Origin of the sequence: Streptomyces sp. ML-6 (assembly GCF_030116705.1) — a bacterium.
Taxonomy (GTDB): Bacteria; Actinomycetota; Actinomycetes; order Streptomycetales; family Streptomycetaceae; genus Streptomyces.
Window position 1 is genome coordinate 576,514 of sequence record NZ_JAOTIK010000002.1, and the last position, 19,863, is coordinate 596,376.

Consider the following 19,863-nt stretch of genomic DNA (forward strand, 5'->3'; position numbering starts at 1 on the left):
TCCTACGCTGCTTTAAGATTCATTCTCGCATCTTAGGGGCGTTCGTGAGTACCTCACCCACCAGCCCGGCCTCGCCGCCGGCGGACTCCGAGAAGGTCGACCCGGCCGTGTGGCGCCTGGCCTTCACCGTCATCGCCGGGGCGATGGCCGTCGTCTTCGATACCACCATCCTCAGCGTGGCCCTGAACGACCTGGCCGCGGACCTGAACGCGTCGCTGAGCACCATCCAGTGGGTCAGCACCGCCTACCTGCTGGCCATGTTCATCACCATCCCGCTGACGGGATGGGCCCAGGCCCGCTTCGGCGGCAAGCGCCTGTGGCTCGCCTCCCTGAGCGTCTTCTTCCTCGGGTCCGTGCTGTGCGCGCTGGCCTGGAACGCCGAAAGCCTGATCGCCTTCCGCGTCGTCCAGGGCATCGGCGGCGGCATCATGATGCCGCTGATGACCACCCTGATCATGCAGGCAGCCCGGGGCCGCAACCTCGGCAAGGTCATGGCGACCATCACCCTGCCCACCGCGCTGGGCCCGATCCTCGGCCCCGTCCTGGGCGGCATCATCCTCGGCCTGGGCAACTGGCACTGGATCTTCCTCGTCAACATCCCCTTCTGCCTCCTCGGCCTGTACCTCGCCGTGCGCAACCTCCCCGACGACAAGCCCGCACCTGGCGCTCCCCGCCCCCGTCTCGATGCCGTCGGTCTGCTGCTGCTCTCCCCGGGCGTGGCCGCCCTCATCTACGGCCTGTCCCAGATCGAGGGCGACTCCGGCTTCGCCTCCGCCCGCGTCCTCACCCCGCTGATCGCCGGCCTCCTGCTCATCGCCGCATTCGTCGCCTGGGCCTGGCCGCGCAGCGCGAGCGCGGTCGTCGACCTCAAGCTCTTCCGGCACCGAAACGTCACCGCCGCCAGCGCGCTCAGCTTCATCGCCGGCATCACCCTCTACGGCGCGATGCTCCTGCTCCCCCTGTACTTCCAGCAGGTCCAGGGACGCGACGCCCTCGCCGCCGGGCTCCTGCTCATCCCCCAGGGCGTGGGCACCCTGATGTCGCGGACCCTAGCGGGCAAGTACACCGACAGCATCGGACCGCGCTGGGTCGCGTTCGCCGGATTCACCGTTGTCGCCCTGGGCACCCTCCCTTTCGCGTTCGTCACCGACTCCACCAGCAACATCTGGCTGATGGCCGTCCTGCTCGTGCGCGGCATCGGCATGGGCGCCGCCACCATCCCCCTCACCAGCGCGATCTACGTCGGCCTCAAGCCCACCGAGGTCCCCCACGCCAGCATCCTCCAGCGCGTCGTCCAGCAGATCGGCGGCTCCGTCGGCACCGCCGCCCTCGCCGTCATCCTCCAGCACACCCTCACCGGCGCCCAGAGCCCCACCGCACTCGCCGACGGCTTCGGCACCGCCTTCTGGTGGGCCACCGCCTTCACCGCCCTCGGCATCCCCATGACTCTCCTCCTCCCCGGCCGTACCAAGGCCCCCTCGAACTCGGCCACCGCCCCCACCGGGACGAGCGCCGACACCGCCGGCGCAACGAAAGCCACCGCACAGCACTGACCATCCCCCGCACCACTCGGAGCAGAGGAAGATCCAGTCTGTCGGCAAGTCTCTTGCGGCCGTCAGTGCCCCTCTTCCCCCGGCGGCTCCCGGCATACGGAAGGGGCACAGTCCCTGACCCACCAGCAGCGGGCCCTGCGCGAGAAGCGAGGCAAGGCACCCGTGCCACCTGCCGCTGGGCACGGGCCTGTCAATCGTCGTCAGTGGCGCGCTTGTTCCTCAGAGGCCGCAGCCCGCCGGGCAGATCGGGGAGCTGGAAGGAGTACCGGCCGAGCACGTTGATGTGGTGGCGAACGAACGGAGAGAGGCGGGCGACGTCCACGGCGCGGACGTCGAAGCCGTCGGCGCGGAGCTGGGAGACGGCGGCGTCCGTGTAGCGGGTGTTGAACAGCACGAGGGCGTTGAGGACCAGGCCGAGTGCGCCGATCTGGTCCTCCATGCCGTCCTGGTAGCGCTGGTAGAGCTGCCCGGCCGCGGAAGATCTTCCGCGCGAGGGCGTGGCGGCCTTCCTGAAGGTTGGCCTGCACTTTGATCTGGCGCCGGTAGCCGGGCTCGTCGGCCAGGCGCAGGATGTGCAGGGTCTTCGCGATCCGCCCGTAGTGCGCGATCGCGTCACCGAGCGGGGTGGGCCGTTCGTCCCGGGAAAGCATCCGGATGACGTCGTTAGGCGCGGACGGCGCCGGTGTGGATGGAGCCGATGATCCGCAGGATGTCCTCCCAGTGCCCCTCGATGCGGGCCAGGTCCACCCGGCCGCGCGCCGCGTCCTGGAAGACCCCGTAGTCGGCCGTGCGGTCGATGCGCCACATCTTCTGGTCGGGCAGGTCCGCCAGCTGCGGGGCGTAGGCGAACCCTGCCAGGGTGAGCAGGCCGAACACGATGTCGCTGTAGGAGGCGGTGTCGGTGACGATCATCTCCGGGCGTTTGCCGCCGTCGCGGTCGTAGAGGAGGTCCAGCACGTACAGGGAGTCGCGCGGGGTGCCGGCCACGACCTTCCCGCCGAGCCCGGCCGCCTGGTCGTTGATCATGTTGAGCCACGTCGCGCCGCCCCGGCGCCCGAAGTACTTCGGGTTCGGCCGCGCGTACGCCGACGGCACGGGCACGACGAACCGCATCCCGTCCACCGAGGCCACCAGGCCCCCGCCCCAGCTCTGCGCGAGGCCGATGGACGCCTGGTGACTGATGAGGGCGGCGTTCGCGGCCCGGTAGGTCGCCAGCCGCAGATACGTCTGGTCAACGTGGGACAGCCGCCCGTACTTCAGCGCGTCCACGTTGCCCAGAACTGGGGTGTAGCCGACGTTGCAGCCGTGGGCGACCAGCAGCGCGGCGATCGTGACGTGCAGGTCCCGCAACCGGGCCTCGCCGCCCGTGATCGACGTGAACGCCTGGTCGGCACCGGTCCAGGAGAAGACCTCCAGCAGCACTTCGGGCAGGTCCACGCGCGGCAGCATCGCGTTGACCGCAGCCCGCAGATCCAGCAGGGAGGCCGGTTCGGGCTCCGGCTCCAGGGCGGCGAAGTGCAGTCGCCCGTCATCGTCGAAGACGATCTGCGCGTTGTCCGGGGCGCGGCCGGCGACCTCCTGGTAGGTGCCGTCCAGCAACGCGGCCCGCGCCGCCAGATGCCCGCCGGCCTCGCCGGGCAGGTTCAACGAGGCCAGGACGGTCGGCCTTGCCTGCTGCCACGCCTCGCCGGCCAGCAGCTTCGCCCGCGGGTCACCCCACTTCGATGAGTTCCTGGCGAAGACCTGCTTGCTCCGCAGCATCCGGTGCAGGTGCTCCAGCACGCAGAACGTGTACGCCTTCCAGTCCACCGTCCGCGGCTCCAGATGCGGCGCCGACAGGACCAGACGACGCCATGATCCGGTCAGCAGACCGGCGTCGATCTCGGCCGGGCCGACCTTCTTGCGGCCCATCAGCTCCGGCAGCGACAGCAGCGCGCACAGCACGGCCTCGCCCTCCGGGGTGGCGTCGAAGTCCACCACGGCGACCAGCAGCCGCAGGAACGGCCGGACCGTACCGAACCGGTTGACCAGCATCGCCCGCCATGCCTCGTCGGCGTCCGAGTCCAGCGGCGGAGTCAGCTCGAACAGCGCGGCGATCGCCGCGGCCAGCTCGTGCCGGGGCACCACCTGCTCGATCGCCGCCCACATCCCCTCCAGGCTCTCCACCTTCGGCGGGGCGATTTCCCCGGTGTCAGTGTCGACCTGCTCGCTCGTGGTGTCGAACACCACCTGAAACGCGGTCGCCAGCTTCGCCGACGCCCGCTCCACCCTGGGCAGGGTCTTCAGCTTCTCCTTCGCGCTCTCCCGCTCCGCCCTGGCCAGCAGCTTCGTCGCGATCAACACCTCCAGCAGGTCCAGCGCGTCGTCCACCGCCCGCGAAGTCAGATAGACCGTGGTGGCCAGCAACGTCGCGAGCCGCCGGGCGTCCGAGTGCCGGCGGAGCAGCGACGCTTTGCCGTCCACCCCGTAGCGCGACAGCTCCGCCAGCCGCCGCGGCGGTATCCCCGACACATCCAGGGCACCCATCCCGAGCCCGGCGATCTCCTCCGCCCGCTCCAGCGCCCGCTTCATCTGCGGCCCCGACACCCGCACCGGCCCGCGCCGCAACCGGTCCAGCTCCGAGACCCGCTCACCCGGCGGCACGGTCAGCAGGGAATCCAGCACAGCCCGCTGCCCCACGCTCAGCATCCCGTACAGGGTGTCCCACAGCCGCTGGTTCGCCGCCTCCCGCACCGAGCCCACCAGCCGGGCCAGACGGCTCGCCCCGGGCAGCAGCACCCGGGCCTCGCGCAGCCACCCCGCCGCCGCGTCGAACAACGCCTTCGGCCCGCCCCCGTCGTCCACGCCCGCGCGTCCAGCCACCCCGCCAGCTCCTCGCGGACCTCAGCGAAGTCCCGCCAGCCCCCGGCCTCCTGGATCTCCCCGGCGTGCGTACGGGCCGTACCGTCCCGCTCGCCGTACAGCTTCAGGCACGAGGCGTCCTCAATGTCCAACTGCCCGGCCAGATACTCGGCCACCTCCGCCGGCACCTGCCGCGGGTCCGGCATGAACCGGCCCAGGAACCGCACGCTCGTCAACTGAACCGCGAACCCGAGCCGGTTGTGCGACCGCCGCTTGGCCTGCACCGCCTCCCGGTCCGCGTCGTCCAGGAAGAAGCAACGCTCCAGCTCCGCCCGCGAGGGCACCTCATGGAACGACCCGTACCGGGCCGCCTGCTCATCCGTCAGGAACTCGACCGCCACAACAGCTCTCCGAAGATCGACAACAACGACCCTCGAAGGCTCCGACGCTCAATCACCCCAGGTCAAAGCACCAACCAGCCCGGCGAACGCTTAGCGCACGATCTGACACGGATGTTCCTCAGCCCCCGTTCAACAACCTCGGACCACCGTTTCCTCACATGATCCGGGGCCATGACCGCCCTCGAACCGGCCGACGGACCGGACCTCCTCGTCGCCGAACCGCTCGTCCGCACCGAAATCAAGATCGGATACGCCAGAGTCTCCACTGGCGGGCAGAAGCTCGAACGGCAGGTCGACGCCCTCGCCGCCGCCGGATGCCGGAAGATCTTCGCGGACAAGAAGTCCGGCAAGAACGCCCTCCGCCCCGAACTGAAGGCGTGCCACGCCTTCCTCGACGCCGGCGCCACCCTCGTGGTCCCTTCGCTCGACCGCTACGGCCGCAGCCTCCAGGACCTCATCAACATGGTCGCCGAGCTACGCGACCGCGGGATCGGCTTCACCTCGCTGCACGAGAACCTGGACACCACCACCCCGGCGGCCGGCTCGTCCTCCACGTCTTCGCCGCCCTCGCGGAGTTCATCCGCGAACTCGTCGTCATCGGCACCGACGAGGGTCTGGCCGCCGTCCGCGCCCGCGGCCGGGTCGGCGGGCGCCCCACCGTCGCCACCGAGGAAGTCATCAAGGCCGCCCGCGACCTGCTGCCCGACCCTGGCCGCTCCATCACCTCGATCGCCAAGCTCCTCGGCGTCTCCCCAGGCACCCTCTACAACCGCATCCCCGACCTGCGCGAACTGCGCGTCGGCACCCTCCACCGGCAACTCGAAGCCCGTACGAGGCAGGCGGACTCCAGCAAGATCGTTCTCACCGGGATTTCCTGTACCTCAACTACTCACACCCGTGAACGGCCCGCTCAGCCGGATTCCCTGGGCCCATGTCTTCGAGCGTCCCAGTTCCACCCGCTCGCCACTCGTGCGGGAAGCCGCTGCCCCTGCTGCCCGTTCATACCGGCGCCCCGGGCCACGCGGAAGCCAAGTCCGTACGCCGTCTCGCAGCCGTCCTCCTCGTCCAACAGGCATCTGGCAGGGCACAGGGTGACGCCGCAGACTTTCTCGGCATCAGCCCTGCCGGAGGGCAGTTCGCGGCCACGAGCACGCTGCTGCGGTGGCTCAGGGACGGGCAGAATGCCTTCAACGCGGCTCTGCACACCCTGGCCGAGGAGCTGGACCGTGCGACAGACCCCACCAACTATCAGCACCGACACGAGGTACTGCGAGGCTGGTCCCTGTCGTCCGATGTCTGGACCGAGATCATCACCAGGCTTCCGCCCGTCCCTGGCCCCGTCCGCCCCAACCTGGACGACCGAGTACACCAGGAAGCCTCCGCGTTCGTCTGGGCCCATGTCACCTGCGGCGAACCGCTCCATGCTCCACGGCACATCGAAGCCGAACAGCCGCCGGACGCTCGCCAAGAGGATCGACACCGGGGCGTTACTTGATCAAGTGGAAATCAGGGTGTTGCAGCCATGCCTGCAGAAACTGCACGTCTCCGACGTGCCGGAGTCCCCGCTCTCCGTCCCAGGTGTCATAGGAGACCTCAGCAACGATCCCCGGTAGATCCGACGCCAGTGCTCTCGCCCGGGCCGGCATCGCCTCGTCTCCCGTGTCGTCTCCCGCAGCGGGGTGGCGGCTCAGGAGACCGTCGAAGTCGACCAACGCGTCGAGGCGAGGGGCGAGAGCGAGCGCCAGGTGGCCAAGCAGCACGTGGTTCACCGGGCCCGAGCAGCCGGCGCCGACTATCAGCCCCTGCGCGGGTGGACGCAAGAAGGCTGAGTAGTCCTCGTCCGCGGCAGGTATCTCCTCGTCCTCCGACAGAAAGAACACACCGACACCGGCTGGGTCGAAGGCCCGCAGGCCCAGGGCGGAGCCGTCTCGCACCCGGAAATCCACGTCGCCGCCGGCCTTGGCCTCCACCGGGTCACAGAAGGTCTCCAACCACGGGACCACATCGGCCAGGATGTCCCCGAACCCGCGTGGCTCGAACAGCCACAGCCCAACTGCCGGTCCCGGCATACCGCCCCCAGAGCCTCGTGGCCCAAGTGCCACCGGAATCCGGTTCTACCAGGTCCTGGCGGCGGACGTCCGATCATTTTGGGCCACAGCCCAGGCTCGAGATCAATTCCAGCGCCGGAGTGCTCGTCCGTGTGCCAAAGCGCGCTGGTTGCCACCGGCGTATCGGCTGACGTGGTCGGAGCCGACGGAGCGGCGCACGAGGGTTGTCACCAACGGCTCGCGCTACTTGTCATCTTCGCCGGGCGCTGGGCGGTTCCGTCGCCGGTTGACCGGTGTCGGGGCCAACGTGTCGCCGGCGGGGGGACGAGGTGGACGTAAAGCGGCCGTGCCGATGACCTCGGCGAGGGGTTGAGTGACGACGGCGGCCGGCGCGAGAGCGTAGGTGGCGGGCAGGAACAGGGTCGGGGCAGGACGACGAGGGGGCTGGGGGTCGCGCCGGCGCCTTGCCCCGATAGCGTGACCACTGTTCGTATGCTTGTGCACGGGCGGTGGCGGCACCCCCGAACTCGGGACGGCGCCGCATGCCATGGAAAGGGGGCATGGACATGCGGAAGCGGAAGAGGCGCGCGGGCGGGTCGTCGATCACCTACTTCCTGCTGGGCGGTGCGTGCCTGTTGGTCGCCGTGGTGATGGTCACGGGCATGGCGGCGAAGGGGATCCGCATATGGGCGGAAAACCCGGAATACCTGATTCCGATCCTGATCCTCGGCGTGCCGGGTGCGGTGCTGACGTTCCGTGCGCCGGTGTTCGGCGTCTCCTACGGACCGACAGGACTGAAGTACTCCGGGCTGCTCAGGTCGCGCTCCTACGCGTGGGCGGACATCCGGGAGGTACAAGTGGCCGTCCTGGAGGGCAGGGTCTACTCGTCCGACGTCCCGGAGCTGGTGCTGGCCTCCGGCGGGACGGACCAGTTGCACATGTTGGCGGGCCACAGCTCGGGCCGGACCAACAAACGGGTCAAGCGACTGGTGGCCGAGTTGGAGGCGGCGCGTGCGGCCGCGTCCTGACCCCACCGGCGGCGCGCGATACCAACAGTCTGCCGGTACCGGTTTCCCGACGGGCTCCCCGGCGGTGTTGGGCCATGGGGGCCCGGAGCGGATGGCACGGCAGCGGTTGCCGGCCGGGCTCGGCGACAGGTTTCGACCTTGGTGACGGCTATCGCGCCTCGGTGACGACTGCCGCACTTCGGCACAGTCCGTGAGACCGACATCTGCCCGTGACGACAGATGCCTTGCCGGCACGGCAGTTTGCTTGCCGAGTCACCCGACCACCATGCTTTGTCCTACTGAAGCCGCAGGTCAGCGGATGCCGATGGTGACAACCATCGTGCCTGGGCACCTCCGCCCGCCCCCACCCCGCAGCCGGGGAAGGGGGCGCGAACCGGTGGTCGCACCCCCTTCCCCGTACGGTCGTGTCCGCGTTGTACGGCTGTGCCCGCGCGTTCGGTGTCAGCGCCCCCTGGCCCGCAGGACCTCGCGCAGACGGGTCGCGAACGCCGTGGGGTGGGTCTTGAGCCCGACGTGCCCGCCGGGGAACTCCTCGACCGGCAGGCCGAGCCGGGCGGCGAGACCGTGCGTGCACCGGTAGGACCAGTTGCGCTCGGAGGCGGTGCCGGTGGCGAGCACGAGGCGGCCCTTCTCGGCCCGTACGACGTCCAGCCCGCTCTCGTCCAGCTGGACGGTGCTGTAGGCGGGCATCTCGTGCGTGATGAAGAAGTCGATGTTGGCCAGCTGCTCGTCGGTCATGGGCGACAGTTGGGCACCCGGCTCGAACTCCAGGTTGCCGTAGTCGATGCCGTTGAACGCCGCCCAGCGGGACATGGCGGCGCCGAACCCCTCCTTCTTGTACGTCTCGTACGCCGTCAGCACGACCTGCCCGGCCTCCGCCCGCTCCTCCTCGATCAGGAACAGGAACTCGGAGGGTTCGTGCGCCACCAGGGTGTCCACCAGCTGCGGGTGGCGGGCCAGCAGGTGCAGCCCGACCTGGGCCCCAGACTGGTGCCGAAGACCAGCGCGGGTTCGTCGGCCAGCGACTTCAGCAGCAGGGCCAGGTCGTCGGCGTGGGTCCGCGGGGTCAGCGGCGGCACCGGGTCGCCCGCGGGGCTCCGCGACATGCCGCGACGGTCGTAGGTCACCACCGTGTAGGAGTCCGTCAGGCGGTCGACGAGGCCGGGGATGCGCCTGGCGTCCCCTCCGGCGCCGTCCATGGCGAACAGCAGGGGGCCGGTGCCCTGCATCACGTAGTGGAGATCGGTGCCGGGGGCGGGCACCGTGCCGGTTGTCACCATTGCGGAACTTCCTTGATCGTCACGACGCCGGCCGAGCTGATCCAGCCGTGGCCTTGGGAGAGCAGCAGGACGTGATCCCCCGGCGCCACCTCACCGGTGCGCACCAGGTGGTCGAGGGAGATGATCAGGTCGGCGGCGCCGACGTGGCCGACGGTGCGGCCGAAGTCCCAGCTGGAGCGGGACATGGGCAGGCCCAACGGGCCCATGATCGCGTACTCGATCATGCGGCCGTCCTGGTTGATGGGGACGACCTTGGCGATGTCGGAGGCGTTCAGGTCGGCGTCGACCAGTGAGCGCTGGACGATCGAGAGGTCGAACTCGCTGATCCGTTCGACCGTTTCGGCGAGCGACATCTCCCGTTCGTTGAACAGCGCGGCCCGTTCGGCGACCGCGACCTCCCGGCCGGACCCGTCCTGCGGCGGCAGCAGCGACTCGTCGCCGCGGTGCCACCGCTCCAGTTCGGGCAACGTCCCGGAGTTGAGGGACCGGACCTCGGCGAAGCCGCTGTCGCGGGTGACGACGGCCGCGGCCGCGCCGTCGGCGAGGATGTACGAGTCGCCGAAGCCGCGCCAGCGGTCGATGAGCGGGGTGGCGAAGTTCTGCCCCGTGGTCAGCAGCGCGGCCTCGACCTCGGCCGCGCCGGTCATCTGGCCGATCACGACGTCGAGCGCCGCCAGCATCCCGTTGCAGCCCTGTCGTATGTGCAGCGAGGGGATGTCCCCGGTGCCGAGTTCTCGCAGGATGTACGCGGGCGGGTAGGAACCGTCGGGGCCCTGGTGGTACACACCGCTGTGGACGTGGGACTCGATGTCCTCGATGTCGAGACCGGAGCGCTCCATCGCGCGGCCGGCCGCTGTCACCGCCATCTCCAGGGCGGAGATGCCCTCGGCGATGTGCGTGCCGGTCAGCCCGCTCGCCTTGTACACCTCCTCGTCGTAGCGGCCCTCGGCCACGGCATCCTCGGTGCTCACCCGATCGGGCAGGTACACCCCGACCGAGTTGATGAACACGCCTTCTGTTCTCACGACCACGTCTCCTTTCCTGTGCGTGACGGGGGACGGCTTTCCCGTTCGTAGTAAGGGCTGCTTTCCCGTTCGTGCGTACGGGCGGCCCCGGCCGGGGCCGCCCCTCTCAGCGGCCGAGCAGCTGCTGCTCGATGTGCCGGGCGAGTTCGGTGCCGGTGGGGTGGTCGAACACCACGCCCGGGGGGCATCCGCAGTGCGGTGACGTCGTTGAGCGAGTTGCGCAGGGCCAGCGCCGACAGGGAGTCGAAGCCGAGGTCGCGGAACTTGCGGTCCGGGTCGATGGCGCCGGGCGAGCCGTGCCCCAGCGCGGCGGCGGCGTGGTCGAGGACGAGGGCCAGCAGGAGCCGCTCGCGCTCCGCCTCGTCCGCCCCGATCAGCCGCTGCTTGAACGTGGTGCCCCGGCCCGCGTCGTCCTGCTTGACGACGCGGCGGCCCGGCGTGCGGACGAGACCGCGCCACAGGGACGGCAGCCTCCCGGACGCGGCCCTCGCGGCCAGGCCCTCGAAGTCCGGCCCGGCGACGACGACGGCCGCATCGGCCGACCGGCGCAGTCCGTCGAACAGCTCCGGATCCCGTACGTCCGGGGCCACCCCCGCCGAGACGACGGGCACCCCTGCCGCCCGGCGTTCGCGCGCCCACTCGTCCAGGAACGCCCCGGAGGCCGCGTCGGCGGCGTGGCCCGCCCCGTCCACGGTCCCGGCGGACGAGGACAGCAGAACAAACCTCGGTGCCTCGGCCAGGTCCTCCGTCGCCTCGCGCAGCGCCCGTACGGCCGCCGTCTCCGCGTCCAGCGCCTCGACCAGCCGTTCCGGCGTCAGTTCGGCGAGCGGCGCCTCCCCGACGGTGCCCGGCGCACCGGCCGTACGGCCACGGGTGCCAGCCACGTGGATCACCGTGCGCAGCGGACGGTCGGCCGGCAGGTTCCGTACCAGCTCCTTCAGCGCCTGCGGGTCGGTGATGTCGCACACGACGGGCTCGGCCACGGTGCCGGTACCGGTACCGGCTGCGGTGAGCTCGGCCGCCAGCTCCTCGGCTTCCGCCGCCGTGCTGCCGGGTCCGCAGATCAGCAGGTCGCGCACGCCGTGCCGGGTGACGAGGTGCCGGGCGAGCAGGCCGCCCAGGTGTCCCCCTCCCCCGGTGATCAGGGTCGTGCCCGTTGCCTCCGGCCCATCCGCCCCGTCCTGGGGAGCGGCGTACGCCTCCTCCGGCGGACCGGCCTGGACGAGCCTCGGCACCCGGACGGTGCTGCGGCGCAGCGCCACCTGGTCCTCGTCGGTCGCGAGCGCCTTGACCAGAGCGCGCCAGGACGCCTTGCTGCCGTCGGTGTCCGCCAGTACGAACCGGCCCGGCGCCTCGTCCTGGGCCGACCGGACCAGCCCCCGCGCGGCGGCCGCGGCGGGGGCCCCGCCGTCGGAAGCGGTCGCACCACGGGTGAGGAGGACCAGCCGGGAGGCGGCGAACCTGTTGTCGGCGAGCCAGGTGCGGGCCCACCGGAACGCGTCCTGCGCGGCCCGGCGCACGGCCGCTGCCGTGCCGTCCTCGTCCGGGTCGCTGGTGACCAGGACGACGTCGGGGGACGGCGCGCCCTCGGCCTCGATCCCGGCCGCCAGGGCGTTCAGGTCCGGGTACGCCTCGGCGTAGACGCCCGCGGCCATCAGCCCGGAACGCGCACTGAACGGGTCCTCGCCCACGACGGCCCAGGTCCTGGGCTCGTACACGGCACGCGGCATCCGCTTCACCTCGGTCCACCGCACCCGGTACAGCCCGCCGCGCTGCGCGGTCGCGGCCCGCTCGATCCGTTCCACGGATTCGGGCCGCAGCGCCAGGGCATCGACGGTGGCCACCGGGGCCCCGTCGTCGTCCGCGACGGCGAGCGACAGGCTCTCGAGGTCCCGGCCCGTGACGCGGACGCGCAGCGCGCGGGCGCCGACCGCGTGGAGGGTGACTCCGCGCCAGTGGTGGGGGGAGCTGAGCATCGGGAGGAGAGGCCGCTGCTGCCGGATGTCGGTGCTCGGTTCGATACGGGTGCCCGTCTCGGTGCCGGTGTCTGCCTCGGTGCCGGTGTTCGGGTCGGTGCCGGTGTCTGCCTCGGTGCCGGTGTTCGGGTCGGTGCCGGTGTCTGCCTCGGTGCCGGTGTCCGGTTCGGTGCCGGTGTCCGCTTCGGTACCGGTGTCCGGTTCGGTGCCGGTGTCCGGTTCGGTGCCGGTGTCCGGCGAGGCGTCGATGAGCGCCGTGAGTCCGAGTGCCGCGTCCAGCAGGGACGGGTGGATGCCGAATCCGTCCGCTCCCGTCCGCTCCTCCCCGTCGAGGGCGACTTCCGCGTACAGCTCCCCGTCCCGCCGCCAGGCCGCGTGCACCCCGTCGAGGCCGGTGGTGTCCACGGCGGAGGCGTCGAGCGGCGGCCAGACCTCCAGGTCCCACGACGGCGATTCGCCCTCGGCGTCGAGCACGGCGTCGGCGTGACCGGTCCACGGGGTGCCGGGGGCCCGGCCCTCCTGGCGGGAGTGGACGGACACGGCGCGCCGGTCGGCCTCGTCGGGTTCTCCCACTTCGACGCGGAGCTGGACGCCGCCCCTCTCGGGGACGACCAGGGGTTCATGGAGGGTGAGTTCGTCGACCCGTCCGCAGCCGGTCTCGTCGGCGACGTACAGGACGAGGTCGGCGAGGGCGGTGCCGGACAGCAGGACGGTCCCGGCCACCGAATGGTCCGTGAGCCACGGGTGCGTGGACCGCGTCAGCCGTCCGGTGAACAGGAGCGACTGCGAGCCGGGCAGTTCGACCGCCGGTCCCAGAATCGGGTGCCCGGCCGTGGCCGTACCCAGATCGGAGACGGCAGCGGTCTCGTTGTGCGCGGAGTTGAGCCAGTACCGGCTGCGCTGGAAGGCGTACGTCGGCAGCCCGGCAGGGCGGTGGGTTTCGGGCAGGACCCGGTCCCAGCCGACGTCCACGCCGTGGGCCCATGCCTGGCCCAGCGAGGTGAGGAAGCGCCGCCTGCCGCCCTCGTCCCGGCGCAGGGACGGCACCGCGACCACGGCGGGGCCGGCCTCGGCCGCCTCGAAGGTCTCCTGGAGCCCGACCGTCAGCACCGGATGCGCGCTGCACTCCACGAACGCGGTGAACCCGTCCGCCAGCAGGGACCGGACCGCGTTCTCGAACTCGACCGTGCCCCGCAGATTGCGGTACCAGTACCCCGCCCCCAGGCACGCGCTGTCGACGATCTCGCCCGTCACCGTCGAATACAGCGGAACGGCCGGGACGAGAGGGGACACCGGGGCCAGGAGGCGGGCGAGTTCCTCCTCGATCGCCTCGACGTGCGGGGAGTGGGAGGCGTAGTCCACCGGCACCCGTCGGCACCGCACCCCCTCCCCCTCCAGCACGGCGACCAGACCGTCCAGGGCGGTCGAGGAGCCCGAGACCACGGTCGAGGACGGGCCGTTGACCGCGGCCACCGCCACCTCACCCGCCCACTCCTCCAGATACGGGCGTGCCCGGTCGGCGCCCAGCGCGACCGACACCATCCCGCCCCGCCCCGCCAGCACCACGAGCGCCCGGCTCCGCAACGCCACCACCCGGGCACCGTCCTCCAACGACAGTGCCCCGGCGACCACGGCCGCGGCGATCTCCCCCTGCGAATGCCCCACCACCGCATCCGGCACCACACCGAAGGACCGCCACAGCTCCGCCAGCGACACCATCACCGCCCACAGAGCCGGCTGCACCACATCCACCCGCTCCAGCAACCCGGCACCCCGATCGGCCAGCAGGACCTCCAGCAGATCCCACTCCACAAACGGGCCCAGCGCCCGCCCGCACTCCTCCAGCCGCGCCCGGAACACCGGCGCATCCGCATACAACCCCGCAGCCCTCCCCACCCACTGCGACCCCTGACCAGGGAAAACGAACACCGTCCGCCCCGATACGGCCGGCCGCGACTCCCCGTTCTCCGCCACCGCCTCCAGCCCCCGCAGCAGCTCCTCCCGGTCAGCACCGACCACGACCGCCCGGTGATCGAAAACCGTACGGGCACGCACCAGCGCCGACCCGACCGCAACCAGATCCAGCTCCGGCCGGTCGGCGACAAAACCGGCCAGCCGGGCGGCCTGCTCCCGCAACGCCGCGCCACTCCGCGCCGACACCACCCACGGCACCGGGCCCCCGGCGAGGGCCGTCTCGCCCGGCCCCCCGTTCCCCTCCGGGGCCTGCTCCAGGATGAGGTGGGCGTTGGTGCCGGAGATGCCGAACGAGGAGACCGCGGCCCGGCGCGGACGGTCCAGCTCCGGCCAGGAACGGGACTCGGTGAGCAGTTCCACGCCTCCCGACGCCCAGTCCACGTGCGGAGTCGGTTCGTCGATGTGCAGGGTCTGTGGGAGTACGCCCCGTTGCATCGAGACGATCATCTTGATCACCCCGGCGACGCCCGCGGCGGCCATGCTGTGCCCGATGTTCGACTTCAACGACCCCAGCCACAAAGGTCGTTCGGGCGTGTGCTCCCGGCCGTAGGTGGCCAGCAGCGCCTGCGCCTCGATCGGGTCACCCAGCCGGGTACCCGTACCGTGCGCCTCCACCACGTCCACGTCCGCACCCGTCAGACCCGCGTTCGCCAGCGCCTGCCGGATCACCCGCTGCTGCGACGGACCGTTCGGAGCCGTCAGACCATTGGACGCACCGTCCTGGTTGACCGCACTGCCCCGCAGCACCGCCAGCACCTCGTGCCCGTTGCGCCGCGCATCCGACAACCGCTCCAGCACCACCACCCCGACACCCTCACCCCACGCCGTCCCGTCCGCGTCCGACGAGAACGCCCGGCACCGCCCGTCCCCCGACACCCCCTGCTGACGCGAGAACTCCACGAACATCCCCGGCGACGCCATCACCGCCGCCCCACCCGCCAACGCCAGCCCGCACTCACCACTGCGCAACGACTGCGCCGCCAGATGCAACGCCACCAACGACGCCGAACACGCCGTGTCCACCGTCACCGCCGGACCCTCAAGACCCAACGCATACGCAACCCGCCCCGACGCCACACTCGCCGTCGTCCCCGTCAGGAGATAGCCTCCGGCGTCCTTCGCGGGTTCGTGGAGACGGGGCCCGTACTCCTGGGTCATCGCCCCGACGAACACACCCGTGCGACTGCCCTTGAGGGTGTGGGGAACGATGCCTGCGGTCTCGAGGGGTTCCAGGCCGTTTCCAGCAGCAGCCGCTGCTGCGGCTCCATCGCCTGGGCCTCGCGCGGGCTGATCCCGAAGAACTCGGCGTCGAAGGCGTCGGCGTCGTACACGAAACCGCCGTGCCGGGTGTACGTCGTGTCGGGGGTGCCGCGCTCGGGGTCGTACAGCGCGTCGAGGTCCCAGCCCCGGTCGTCGGGCAGCGGGCCGATGGCGTCGGTGCCGGAGGCGACCAGCTGCCACAGGTCCTCGGGCGAGGTCACACCGCCCGGGTAGCGGCAGGCCATGCCCACGACGGCCAGGGGCTCGTCGTAGGCGGCGCTCGCGGCCGTGGGCAGGTCGGCCGGGCCGGCGGTCCCGAGCAGCGCCGCCACGATGTGACCGGCCAGCACCTCGGGGTGGGGTGGTCGTAGACGAGGGAGGAGGGCAGGGCGATGCCGAGGTCGGCGGCCAGACGGCTGCGCAGCTCCACCCACGTCAACGAGTTGTAGCCCAACTCCTTGAACGGGAGCGCCCGATCGACCTCGTCCTCTGTGTCGTACTCCAGGATCTCGACGGTGTGACGGCGGATCAGGTCGGCGATCAGCGTGATGCGCTGCCCGTCGGTCAGCCCGCGCAGCCGACCGGCCCAGCTCTCGTTGTCCTCCTCCTCGGGTTCGTTGTCGGCCGGGGCACCGGTGAGGGCGCCGGGGCCGGGGGCCGGGGCGGTGAGGCCGGGGACGTCGATCCAGTACCGCTTGCGCTGGAACGGGTAGGTGGGCAGGGCGGTCCGTCGGCCGGGGCCCAGCAGCGGGGCCCAGTCGGTCCGGGTGCCGGAGGTGAACGCCACGGCCAGGGCACGCAGCAGCGCCCGGGCCTCGCCCTTGTCCCTCTGGAGCACACAGGCCGCCGCGATGCCCTGGCCGTCCAGGGCATCGCGGGCCATGGAGGTCAGCACCGGGTCGGGGCCCAGTTCCAGGCAGGCGGTGATGCCCCGGGTGTGGAGGGTGGTGATGCCGTCGTGGAAACGGACCGCGGCCCGGATGTGGCGCGCCCAGTAGGCGGGGGTGGTCAGGGTGCCCGGTTCGGCCACGGTGCCGGTGAGGTTGGAGATGACGGGCAGGGTGGGTTCGTGGAAGGTGATGCCGGCCAGGGCCCGGCCGAAGGTGTCGGCGGCGGTGTCCATGTGCGGGGAGTGGAAGGCATGGGAGACGGTCAGGTGCTTGGTCCGTGTCCCCTGTGCGCGGAAGTGGTCGGCGATCTCGGTGACGGCGTCGGTGGCGCCGGAGACCACCACGGCGGCGGGCCCGTTGACCGCCGCCACCGCCACCCGCCCCCCATACCCGGCCAGGTGCTCGGTGACCTCCGTCTCGGGGGCGGCGATGGTGGCCATCGCACCCCCGGGGCGGGCGGCCTGCATGAGCCGGCCCCGGGCGGCGACCAGGGTGCAGGCGTCCTCCAGGCAGAACACCCCGGCCGCCCAGGCGGCCGTGATCTCCCCGAGCGAGTGCCCCATCACCGCGTCCGGGCGCACCCCCAGCCAGGACACCAGCGCGAACAGCGCCGACTCCACCGCGAACAGCCCCGCCTGCGTGAACACCGTCTCGTCCAGCAGGCGCCCCGCCTTGCTGCCCGGCCCGGCGAACACCACCTCCCGCAACGACCCCACCGAGCCCCTGCCCAGTTCCTGGGCCAGTTCCCGGTCCAGGAAGGAGCACGCCGCATCGAACGCCTCCCGTTCGGCGCCCGCGAGGTCGCCCAGGCGCAGCAGTGCCTCGCCGTGCAGGGTGCCGTACAAGGCCCGGAGGCCAGGGGCCCGGTGTGGGGCGGTCCGTTCCTGGAGGCGTCGGCACCAGTCGGCGGCCCTGCGCGGCCGGCCGGCGTGGATGAGTGTCCGTACGGCCTGGGCCAGGGCTTCGTGGGTGCCCTGGGTGGCCGGGGCGCCTTCGAGGAAGCGCCCGGCGTCCTGCGCGTCGTCCTGGTGGCCGGGGTGGGTCCACAGGGCCGCGCAGGCGTTCAGGTGTTCTCCGCCGGGCGGAGCGGGGGAACTCCCGCCCGGCGGAAGCGCAAAGAGTTCCCGCAGCACGTCGGCCCCCGTGGCACGGCTCGTGGCCTCGGCCCCCGTGGCGCGGCTCGTGGCCTCGGCCATCGTGGCGCGGCTCGTGACATCGACACCCGTCACGCGGCCCGTGGCACGGCTCGTGGTGTCGGCATCCGTCGCGCGGCGCAGGGCCTCGGCGCCCTCCTCGATGCGTCCCTGGGCGACGAGGAGTCTCGCGAGGTGCCCGGCGGTGGCGGTGCCGAGCCGTCCGGCGCGCAGCGCGGCAAGCGGTGCCTCCAGGTGCTGCTCCGCCGCCGCCGGGCTCAACCTCCAGGTGAGGGCCGCGAGTTGGAGCATGATCTCGCTGCGTGCGTGTTCGTCCGTGTCGGTCGCGCAGGAGGCGTGGGCAAGTTGCAGGCAGGCAGCGGCGCGCTCGGGTTCGTCGACCGCCATGGCTTGTTGTGCCGCCTCGCGCAGTACGGGTACGACCCAGCCACGGTCGGAACCGTCGAAATCGTCGAAGCCCCCCGGAACCCCTGGAGCCCCCGAACCCTCCGAAACCCACAAAACCCACAGAACCCACAGAACCTCCGGACCCCCCGGTCCCCCCCGGAGCCCCCGGAGCCCTGGGAGCCGTCGATGCCGCCGCAGGCCCGCAGGCTGTCGGCGATGACGGCCGCTTCGGCCCGGGACGCGTGGAGGACGCGGGCCACCCTTCGGTGCAGTCCCTCGCGTTCCTCCGGGTCCATGTCGTCCAGCACCGCCGCCGCTGCCGCGGCGTGCCGCAGCCGGTCGCCGAGGGCGAGGCCCGCGGCCCGGAGTGCGGTCAGGGTGCGGCCGGTCTCGGTCGGTGTCGTGCGGAGCACGCTCGCGGCGCGTTCCGCCGTCGCGCTGTCCCCGAGGGCCGCCAGCGCCCGCGCCAGGTGGGGGGCGGGCGCGCCGCAGCGCTCCAGGCAGGTGAGGACGGCGCGTGAGAAGGGGCCGCCCGGCTCGGGGACGTGTCCGGGTTCGGCGAGCAGGGCGCGCAGCAGCAACGGGTTCCCGCCGCTGGCGAGGTACAGGCCGTCGGCCACGGCGGGGGCGGTCGGTTCGCCGGTGTGCCGACGCACCAGTGCCGCGGTCGCGGTGCGGTCCAGGGGGCCGACGCGGATTCTCGTGCACGCGGGGTGTTTCAGCAGTTCGGTGGCCAGTCCGGCGTCGTGGTACGGCGCGTCGGTCGCGGCGAGCACGAGCAGCAGGCCGCCGTCCCGGGCCGGGTGGGCCGTGGTGCGCACCCCGGCGGTCAGCCGGCCCAGGGACGCGGCGTCCGCGTGGTGGATGTCGTCGAGGCAGACGACCACGGGGGTCGGCTCGGGAACGTCGTCGAGCGCGGTGGTGAGGTCCGTGGGGCAGTCCGGGTACGCGGCGCGCACGGTCGTGACGCCCTGGCGGTGCGCGGCATCGGCGCAGTACCGCAGCAGGGCGGATTTGCCACAGCCCACGGCGCCCTCCACCAGCACGAGTCCGGTGCCGCCCCGCACGCAGGCGGCCAGCGCGTCGTCGAGCTGCGTCCGTTCGGCGTCTCGGCTCAGCAGCGTCATGACCAGCAGGCTAGGTACGTTCCGGGCGAGTGGGGGTCGTGGAGCGGTGGCCACAACCTGCGGGGCAGCAAGTTCGCCCCGCGCCCCTCAGCCGGGGAGAACGACGCGCGGGACGGTACGGGGATGGCCCGGGGTGCGCCACTCCCGGGGGTAGCCGACCGACACCTCCTCGAAGCGCACCCCGTCGTACCAGCTGGTGCGGGGGATGTGCAGATGGCCGTGGACGACGGTCCGGGAGCGGAAGCGCAGGTGCCAGTCGGCGGTGCGCGCGGTGCCGCACCACTGGGCGAATTCGGGGTGGCGCAGCATCCTGGTCGGCTCGCGCACCAGTGGGAAGTGGTTGACCAGTACGGTCGGCAGTGCGGGGTCGACGGCCAGGAGCCGTTGCTCGGTGGCGGTGACCCGTTCGCGGCACCATGCCTCGCGGCTCGGGTACGGATCGGGGTGCAGGAGGAATTCGTCCGAGCAGACGACGCCGCTCCGGTACGCCTGGGCCAGCGACTCCTCCTTGTTCCGGGCCGTTCCGGTGCGGAAGGTGTAGTCGTACAGCAGGAACAACGGGGCGACGAGCACGGGTCCGCCGGGGCCGTGCCACACGGGGTAGGGGTCCTCCGGGGTGACGACGCCGGCGGCCCGGCAGAGCGACACCAAGTGCCGGTACCGCTCCTCGCCCCGCAGCTGCACCGGGTCGTCGGGCGGGGTCCACAGCTCGTGGTTCCCCGGGGTCCACACCACTTTGGCGAAGCGTTCGCTCAGCAGCCGCACCGCCCATTCGAGGTCCTCCACCAGCTCGCCGATGTCACCGGCGACGATCAGCCAGTCCTGATCGGTGGTGCTCCGCAGTCCTTCGACGAGGAGGCGGTTCTCGGGGTAACCGATGTGCAGGTCACTGATGGCCAGCAGCTTCCCGTGCGCCACG

General features: G+C 71.8%; 10 protein-coding genes and 2 pseudogenes. 3 read left to right on the top strand and 9 right to left on the bottom strand.

Annotation, left to right across the window (positions count from 1 at the left end):
* Positions 1–44 precede the first annotated feature (44 nt).
* Positions 45–1,553: an MDR family MFS transporter gene (locus OCT49_RS36470; protein WP_283856451.1), complete on the top strand. Its 1,509-nt coding sequence runs from the start codon at positions 45–47 to the stop codon at positions 1,551–1,553.
* A 190-nt stretch (positions 1,554–1,743) separates the two neighbouring features.
* Here OCT49_RS36470 and OCT49_RS36475 read toward each other — a convergent pair.
* Positions 1,744–4,795: pseudogene (locus OCT49_RS36475) on the bottom strand (Tn3 family transposase).
* Between the two features lie 171 nt (positions 4,796–4,966).
* Here OCT49_RS36475 and OCT49_RS36480 point away from each other — a divergent pair.
* On the top strand, positions 4,967–5,890 hold the full coding sequence (locus OCT49_RS36480) for a recombinase family protein (protein ID WP_502963510.1): 924 nt from the start codon (positions 4,967–4,969) through the stop codon (positions 5,888–5,890).
* A gap of 392 nt (positions 5,891–6,282) precedes the next feature.
* Here the strand turns inward: OCT49_RS36480 and OCT49_RS36485 are convergent, their stop codons facing one another.
* Complete coding sequence (locus OCT49_RS36485) at positions 6,283–6,864, bottom strand: DUF6368 family protein (RefSeq protein WP_283856452.1); 582 nt, start codon at positions 6,862–6,864, stop codon at positions 6,283–6,285.
* Between the two features lie 539 nt (positions 6,865–7,403).
* Between OCT49_RS36485 and OCT49_RS36490 the strand changes: the two genes are divergently transcribed.
* Positions 7,404–7,871 carry a hypothetical protein gene (locus OCT49_RS36490; protein ID WP_283856453.1) on the top strand — a complete coding sequence of 156 codons (468 nt, stop codon included), beginning with the start codon at positions 7,404–7,406 and terminating at the stop codon, positions 7,869–7,871.
* A gap of 441 nt (positions 7,872–8,312) precedes the next feature.
* On the opposite strand, the gene OCT49_RS36495 is transcribed toward OCT49_RS36490, so the two are convergent.
* From OCT49_RS36495 to OCT49_RS36530, 7 genes and pseudogenes are all read right to left on the bottom strand, one after another.
* On the bottom strand, positions 8,313–8,810 hold the full coding sequence (locus OCT49_RS36495; protein WP_283856454.1) for a hypothetical protein: 498 nt from the start codon (positions 8,808–8,810) through the stop codon (positions 8,313–8,315).
* Positions 8,765–9,151 (bottom strand): alpha/beta fold hydrolase, encoded by a 387-nt coding sequence (locus OCT49_RS36500; protein ID WP_283856455.1) that lies wholly within the window; start codon positions 9,149–9,151, stop codon positions 8,765–8,767. Before OCT49_RS36500 ends, OCT49_RS36495 begins: the two co-directional genes overlap by 46 nt.
* A complete protein-coding gene (locus tag OCT49_RS36505) occupies positions 9,145–10,176 on the bottom strand; it encodes a ketoacyl-ACP synthase III family protein (protein ID WP_283856456.1) in 1,032 nt (343 codons plus the stop codon). The genes OCT49_RS36500 and OCT49_RS36505 overlap by 7 nt, the downstream gene beginning before the upstream one ends.
* Positions 10,173–12,152: a beta-ketoacyl reductase gene (locus OCT49_RS40255; RefSeq protein ID WP_502963519.1), complete on the bottom strand. Its 1,980-nt coding sequence runs from the start codon at positions 12,150–12,152 to the stop codon at positions 10,173–10,175. The genes OCT49_RS36505 and OCT49_RS40255 overlap by 4 nt, the downstream gene beginning before the upstream one ends.
* Before the next feature lie 459 nt (positions 12,153–12,611).
* Positions 12,612–17,058, bottom strand: a pseudogene (locus OCT49_RS40260) (acyltransferase domain-containing protein); the annotation flags it as partial.
* A gap of 629 nt (positions 17,059–17,687) precedes the next feature.
* Positions 17,688–18,944, bottom strand: a complete 1,257-nt coding sequence (locus OCT49_RS36525; protein WP_283856459.1) for an AAA family ATPase — start codon at positions 18,942–18,944, stop codon at positions 17,688–17,690.
* A gap of 87 nt (positions 18,945–19,031) precedes the next feature.
* Entirely contained in the window at positions 19,032–19,862 is an 831-nt protein-coding gene (locus OCT49_RS36530) for a metallophosphoesterase family protein (protein ID WP_283856460.1), read from the bottom strand.
* Position 19,863: the final 1 nt, after the last annotated feature.